This is a genomic window from Moraxella oculi, from assembly GCF_023336735.1.
Classification (GTDB): domain Bacteria; phylum Pseudomonadota; class Gammaproteobacteria; order Pseudomonadales; family Moraxellaceae; genus Moraxella; species Moraxella oculi.
The window spans coordinates 35,673-42,748 of record NZ_JAMBAQ010000015.1 but is presented as its reverse complement, the minus strand read 5'-3'; the positions used below and the strand labels follow the sequence as shown (position 1 = coordinate 42,748).

The following is a 7,076-nucleotide window of genomic DNA, read 5'->3' as shown; positions in this document are numbered from 1 at the left end:
ATCGACGAAATCGCTGACAACACCAATGACATCGGTAAATTGGCTGTGATTTCTGAAACCACTGTTGATGAAGTGGCTAAGAACCGTGCACAGATCAAAGATAATAAAGCAACAATTGATGCCCTAGCTACTGCATCTAATGTACTCGTCGACGAAATCGCTGACAACACCAATGACATCGGTAAGCTTGCTGTCATCTCTGAAACCACTGTTGATGAAGTGGCTAAGAACCGTGCACAGATCAAAGATAATAAAGCAACAATTGATGCCCTAGCTACTGCATCTAATGTACTCGTCGACGAAATCGCTGACAACACCAATGACATCGGTAAGCTTGCTGTCATCTCTGAAACCACTGTTGATGAAGTGGCTAAGAACCGTGCACAGATCAAAGATAACCACGGCAAAATTGCAGAAAACAAGCAAGCCTTGGCTCAAAAAGCAGACAAGAGCGTTGTCGATGCAATGAGAAGCTTCGATACTTACCTTGCATCTCTTGCAGGTACCAACCAAGGTAAGGTTAATAAGCTAGAAACTGCCGTTGCCGATAAAGCTGATCAAGCAACTGTTGACGCCTTAACCACAGCATCTCATGTATTAATCGACGAAATCGCTGAGAATCGTGAGCAAATCGTAGCCAATATCGGTGATATTGACAAGTTGGCAGAAGTGGTAACAGACAACATCACTGCCACTGAAAAAACAGCTGAACAAACTACAAAAAATGCTCAGAACATTGCCAAGAACCAAGCGGACATCGCAACTTTGATGAGCAGAACGCCAGCGGCAGTTGATCTACAGCCCATCAATGACAAGATCGGTGCATTGGACAGCAGCCTTAATGACAAAATCAACAAGCTTGATGACAAGCTAAGTGCAGGCGTGGCTGGTGCTGTGGCCATTGCCATGATGCCAGCACCGGCTGCTGGTAGCCATTACATCACTGGTGGCACAGGCTTCTATAATGGTGAAAAGGCCTTGGCAGTTGGTCTTACTGGTGCAAGTGAGACTGGCACCTTTACCTATAAGATCGGTGGCTCAGTAAATTCCTCTGGCTCTGGTACTTTTGGCGCTGGTGCAGGCTATCGCTGGAAATAATCCACGATCATTGCATGAAAAAATCGCTCAATATTTTGGGCGATTTTTTTATTCAATCATCTGCCCAAGACATGATCAACTGACAAAAAGTTGATGATGCGTGCAAACCCTAAAAACCAAAATCAAGCACAATCATTCAAATTAATGGCATGAGAAATACCCAACAAACACCCAATAAAAAACACCCATCATAGGGTGTTTTTTATCATCTTGATATTTTTTGCATTTAATCAGCGTTTTTTGCGTTGAATGGCGTGAATCGCACGACCATCTGCAGACAGTGCCGCTTCATGCACTGCTTCTGAAACGGTCGGATGTGCAAAAGTCATGAGTTGCAAATCTTCAATGCTAGACACAAACTCAAGTGCAATCATACCTTGATGCACGATGTCGCCTGCGCCCACACCCACCATGTGCATGCCTAGTAGGCGATCAGTCTTGGCATCTGCCACGACCTTGACCAAGCCCATGCCTTCACCCTGTGCTAGAGCACGACCATTCGCTGCTAGGCTAAATGATCCAGTCTTAACTTCATGACCTTTTTCTTTAGCGGCTTGCTCGGTCAGGCCCACCCAGGCGATTTCAGGGTGCGTATATATGACGCTGATGATGGCATCATAGTTTACTTGAGCTTTTTCACCATGAATACGCTCCACCGCCATCATGCCCTCTTCCATGGCTTTATGAGCCAGCATCGGTCCACGCACCAAATCACCAATGGCATACACGCCATCCAAATTGGTTTTGCATTGATCATCTACTGCTACCAAACCACGATCTGTCAGCTCAATGCCACAGCCTTCTGCCAATAGCTTCTCGCTGTATGCACGGCGACCCACGCAGACGATGAGCTTATCAAAAGTCTCAGTCTTAGTTTCGCCTTTGACATCGGTAGTAACGACCACCTCACCATTCACGACTTCAGCATTGGTTACCTTGGTATCCACACGAATGTCCAGACCTTGTTTTTTAAGCAGCTTAGCCGCCTCTTTGGAGATGTCTTTATCCGCCACCGCCAAAAACTCTGGCATGGCTTCATACACGACCACCTCAGAACCCAAGCGACGCCATACTGAACCAAGCTCAAGACCAATCACGCCTGCACCAATCACACCCAGACGCTTAGGTGCTTGGGTAAATTCTAACGCACCAGTCGAATCCACGATGTACTCGCCATCAGTCTTGGCAACTGGAATCTCAATTGGCACAGAACCTGATGCCAAGATGACATATTTGGCAGTGATTGCGTGTTCAGCACCATCATGGTCGGTAAATTTGATTTGCTTTTGTTCAGTCTTACCATCAACCAAAGTGCCCCAGCCTTGCAGCCAATCAACGCCATTACCCTTTAATAGACCTGCAACACCACCTGTCAAGCCTTTGACAATGGCATCTTTACGCGCAAGCATTTTGCTAATATCAATGCTGACATCGCCTGTCGTGATGCCGTGTTCGGCAGTCTCATGGCGAATCGCTTCGTAGCGATGCGAGCTGTCTAGGAGTGCTTTTGATGGGATACAGCCAACATTCAGACAGGTGCCGCCAAGTGCTGGCTCACCCTTATGAATGCGTTTTTCAATACAGGCAACAGAAAAGCCCAACTGAGCACCACGAATGGCCGCTTCATAACCACCAGGGCCGCCACCAATGACGACCAAATCATAAGATGTTTTCATAGTTTTCTCTTAGTTTGTTAACATGGCAATTTTAACAGAAAAATACCGACTTATTCAGCCAGTATTTTTTATCAATATCAGATGTCTAAAATCAGGCGTGCTGGATCTTCGATAAGCTCTTTAATAGCCACCAAGAACTGTACAGCATCTTTACCATCGATCAGACGGTGGTCATAAGATAGAGCTAGGTACATCATTGGTAAGATAACCACTTCGCCATTTACCGCCATTGGGCGTTCGTTGATGGCATGCATGCCCAAAATGGCAGTCTGTGGCGGATTGATGATGGGGGTAGAAAGCAATGATCCGAACACCCCACCATTAGTAATGGTGAATGTACCACCAGTCATCTCCTCGATGCCCAGTTTGCCCTCACGGGCTTTGATGGCATAATCACGAATGCCACTTTCAATATCAGCCAAGCCCATGCCATCAGTATCACGCAGTACAGGCACAACCAAGCCACGATCGCTTGATACCGCCACACCCACATCATAATAGCCATGATACACAATGTCATCACCATCAATAGAAGCATTCACCGCAGGGAAACGCTTCAATGCCTCGGTGGCTGCCTTAACAAACAATGACATGAAGCCCAATTTGACACCATGGCGTTTTTCGAATTGATCTTTATATTTTGCACGCAAATCCATCAACGGCTTCATGTTCACTTCATTAAAAGTGGTCAGCATCGCCGTTTCTTGGGTGGCAGAAAGCAGACGCTCTGCGATACGCTTACGCAGTCGAGTCATTGGCACACGAGTCTCGGCACGCTCACCCACCGCCGTGGCAATCACACTACCAGCAGTGGTTTTTAGCGTTGGATTGATCATATCCGACTTGGTCACACGACCGCCACGACCTGAACCTTGAACATCAGCAGGATTGATGCCAGTCTCCTTGGCAGCCTTGCGTACTGCTGGGCTTTGGTCTTTAAAATCTTGCTCAGCGGTTTTTGGCTGTACAGGAGCTGCGACAGAAACAGGATCAATGGTGGTACCCTTAGCAGCCTCTGACTCAGACAGAGTTTGGGTTGGGGCCGCTTGACTGGCATCGGCGGTCGCACCTGCCTCAAATTGAGCAATGACTTCTGCCGATAAGACTGTGCTGTCAACACCTTTAACGATGGCGGTTACGACACCATCATCAGGTGCGACGACTTCTAATACTACTTTATCCGTTTCAATTTCAGCCAATAATTGATCACGAGACACTTGCTCGCCTTCGCCGACATGCCACTCCACAATCGTACCGTCTTGTACTGATTCTGGGAATACGGGGGCTTTGATTTCAGCCATGGTAAACTCCTAGGTTGATAAATTTAATAAAAATGATAAAAATGCCAAACCAACCACTTCATTGATCTGGCAAAGTCTTGTTTATTGTAATGCTTCTACTGCCACACCAAGTGCGTCAGCAATGACTGTTTGCTGTTGAGCGTTATGAATCTTAGGCGAACCTGTTGCAGGAGCGGCGGCGGCAGGACGAGCTGCAGGAGTAGCCAGCTTGGCAGACTGGGTTGCCATGATACGATACATTTCTGGCAGCAGATAATACCACGCACCTTGATTTAAAGGTTCTTCTTGTGCCCACACGACATCGGTTAGATTTGGGTATTTTGCCAACTCTTCTAAGATGCGGCTTTCTGGCAATGGATAGAGTTGTTCAATTCGCACGATTGCCACATGGTTCAAGCCAAGCTTACGACGCTGGTCAAGCAACTCATAGTAAACCTTACCGCCACACAGTACAAGGCGAGTTACTTGATTGGCGTCTTGTACATCAATCTCTGATAGGACAGTTTCAAATTTACCTTCAGCCAGCTCTTCTAGGGTTGAGGTGGCAAGTGGATGACGCAACAGCGATTTGGGCGACATGACAATCAAAGGCTTGCGTGCTGGGCGAATTACTTGGCGACGAAGTGCATGGAAGATCTGTGCTGGTGTTGTCGGTGTGATCACCTGCATGTTATCCTCAGCACACAGTTGCAAATAACGCTCCAAACGAGCAGATGAATGCTCTGGGCCTTGACCTTCAAAGCCGTGTGGCAATAGCATCACCAAGCCTGACAGACGCTGCCATTTGGTTTCGCCAGAGCTGATGAATTGATCTATCACAACTTGGGCACCGTTAGCAAAGTCGCCAAATTGAGCTTCCCACACGACCAAAGCATTTGGCATGGTGGCAGCATAGCCGTACTCGAATGCCAACACCGCCTCTTCTGACAGCAGTGAGTTATAGGTGGCAAATCTTGCTTGACCTTCACGAATGTGTTGCAAAGGAACATACATGCTGCCGTCTTTTTGATTGTAAAGCTCGCTATGGCGATGTGAGAATGTGCCACGACCAACATCTTCACCAGTGATACGCACCAGCAGACCCTCATCTACCAAAGACGCATATGCCAAAGTTTCAGCCGCACCCCAATTGAGTGGCTCTTGACCTGTCTGCATGGCAAGGCGTTGCTCCATGACTTTAGCAACTTGACGCTGCAACTCAAAACCCTCAGGCATCGTCGCCATCTTCTGAGCATAAAACTTGAGTTTATCAATCGCAACACCCGTCTCCCAATCATCTTCTAGCTGATGACCGAGGTAAGGCGACCAGTCAACGAACAAGCTGGTATCTGGTTCTTTAGTCAGACCTTGTGCCACATCGTCGCCATTATCCAATGCCACACGGTAGTTGTCCTCAATCTGCACACTTTGCTCTTTGCTAATGACACCCTCTTTGATCAATCGATCGGCGTACTGAGTGCGAGTCGTGGGCAGTTTTTTGATGATTTGATACATCAAAGGCTGGGTCGCTGATGGCTCATCTGATTCATTATGACCGTTACGACGATAGCAGACAATATCAAGGACGATATCACGACCAAACTCATTGCGATAATCCACCAGCAATTGAGAGGCAAATACCACCGCTTCTGGATCATCACCGTTGACATGCAAGATTGGTGCATGTACCATTTTTGCCACATCAGTACAGTACTCTGTTGAGCGAGCATCTTCTGGGCGAGAGGTGGTAAAGCCTACTTGGTTATTGATGACAATGTGCAAAGTACCGCCTGTCTTATAAGCACGAGTTTGCGACATTTGGAAAGTTTCTTGGTTCACGCCCTGACCTGCAAACGCCGCATCGCCGTGTACTACGATTGGCAGCACTGTCTTATTATCAATCTCATGACCATATTTATCAGAGCGTCTGGCTTGGCGGGCACGCACCGAACCTAACATCACAGGCGATACGATTTCTAGATGTGAAGGGTTATATGCCAATGCCAAATGCAACTCACCACCATCGGTCAAGACATTGGAACTAAATCCATTGTGATACTTCACATCGCCAGAGCCAGCCGTTGGTTGTACTTTGCCATCAAATTCATCAAATAACGCTGATGGGTTTTTGCCCATGATATTCACGAGCAAATTTAGGCGACCACGGTGCGCCATGCCAATCACCACTTCTTTGGCACCATAGCCACCAACTCGCTGGATCATTTCATGCACGGCAGGAATGAAGCTTTCACCACCCTCCAAGCCGAAGCGTTTGACACCCGTATACTTACGAGCCAAGTACTTCTCCAAACCCTCAGCGGCGGTCAGGCGGTCAAAAATCTCTAATTTTTTATCTTTATCAAATTCGATGCGACCTTGTGCAGATTCGACATAGTCCTCAAACCATTTTTTTTCTTTGGCAGAGAACACATGCGTATATTCATAGCCAATACTGCCGCAATAGATGCGTTCACAAATCTCAATGATTTCACGCAAAGTGGCCTCAGATTTACCGATGCTCATCAATGTTGTTGGGAATACCGTATCAAGATCAGCCTCCGACAGACCATGATAAGCCAAAGTCAACTCTGCAACATCAGGGCGTTTTTGTAGACCTAAGGGATCTAAGTTGGCTGCACGATGACCACGGCGACGATAGGCAGCTATCAATTGCTGTACAGCCATCTGTTTTGGGTTGGTCTCACCAGCACTAACGGATTGTACCATAGGTCGAGCTTTGGTTTGGTTACGAGCGAGCAATAAATACTGCTCTTTAATTGCATTATGCGGTGCATCAGTATCGGCACGATAGTCAGCAAAATACTGCTGCCATTCATCACTCACACTGCCATTATCCGCCAAATATTGCTCATACAGTGCCTCAATGTACGCCGCGCCGTCCGCTGCCAATTCGGTGTTTTGATATGCCACCGCAGTTTTACTATTCGTCATAATTCTTGCCATTTTTTTGGTGAATTTGAGGTTCAATATCCATCAATATCAAAGATTTTGATGCCAATTA

4 protein-coding genes are annotated in these 7,076 nt (G+C 47.0%); 1 reads left to right on the top strand and 3 read right to left on the bottom strand.

Annotation, left to right across the window (positions count from 1 at the left end; genetic code table 11):
• Nucleotides 1-1,098 (top strand): YadA C-terminal domain-containing protein (locus M2R47_RS07655; protein ID WP_249101281.1); only part of this gene is annotated, 1,098 nt, incomplete at its 5' end.
• 230 nt (nt 1,099-1,328) lie between these two features.
• Here the strand turns inward: M2R47_RS07655 and lpdA are convergent.
• From lpdA to M2R47_RS07640, 3 genes are all read right to left on the bottom strand, one after another.
• The gene (gene lpdA / locus M2R47_RS07650; protein WP_249101278.1) at nt 1,329-2,774 is read right to left on the bottom strand and encodes a dihydrolipoyl dehydrogenase; all 1,446 of its coding nucleotides are present in this window, start codon (nt 2,772-2,774) and stop codon (nt 1,329-1,331) included.
• A 77-nt stretch (nt 2,775-2,851) separates the two neighbouring features.
• A complete protein-coding gene (gene odhB / locus M2R47_RS07645) occupies nt 2,852-4,075 on the bottom strand; it encodes a 2-oxoglutarate dehydrogenase complex dihydrolipoyllysine-residue succinyltransferase (RefSeq protein ID WP_249101275.1) in 1,224 nt (407 codons plus the stop codon).
• 81 nt (nt 4,076-4,156) lie between these two features.
• On the bottom strand, nt 4,157-7,006 hold the full coding sequence (locus M2R47_RS07640) for a 2-oxoglutarate dehydrogenase E1 component (RefSeq protein WP_249101273.1): 2,850 nt from the start codon (nt 7,004-7,006) through the stop codon (nt 4,157-4,159).
• Nucleotides 7,007-7,076 lie beyond the last annotated feature (70 nt).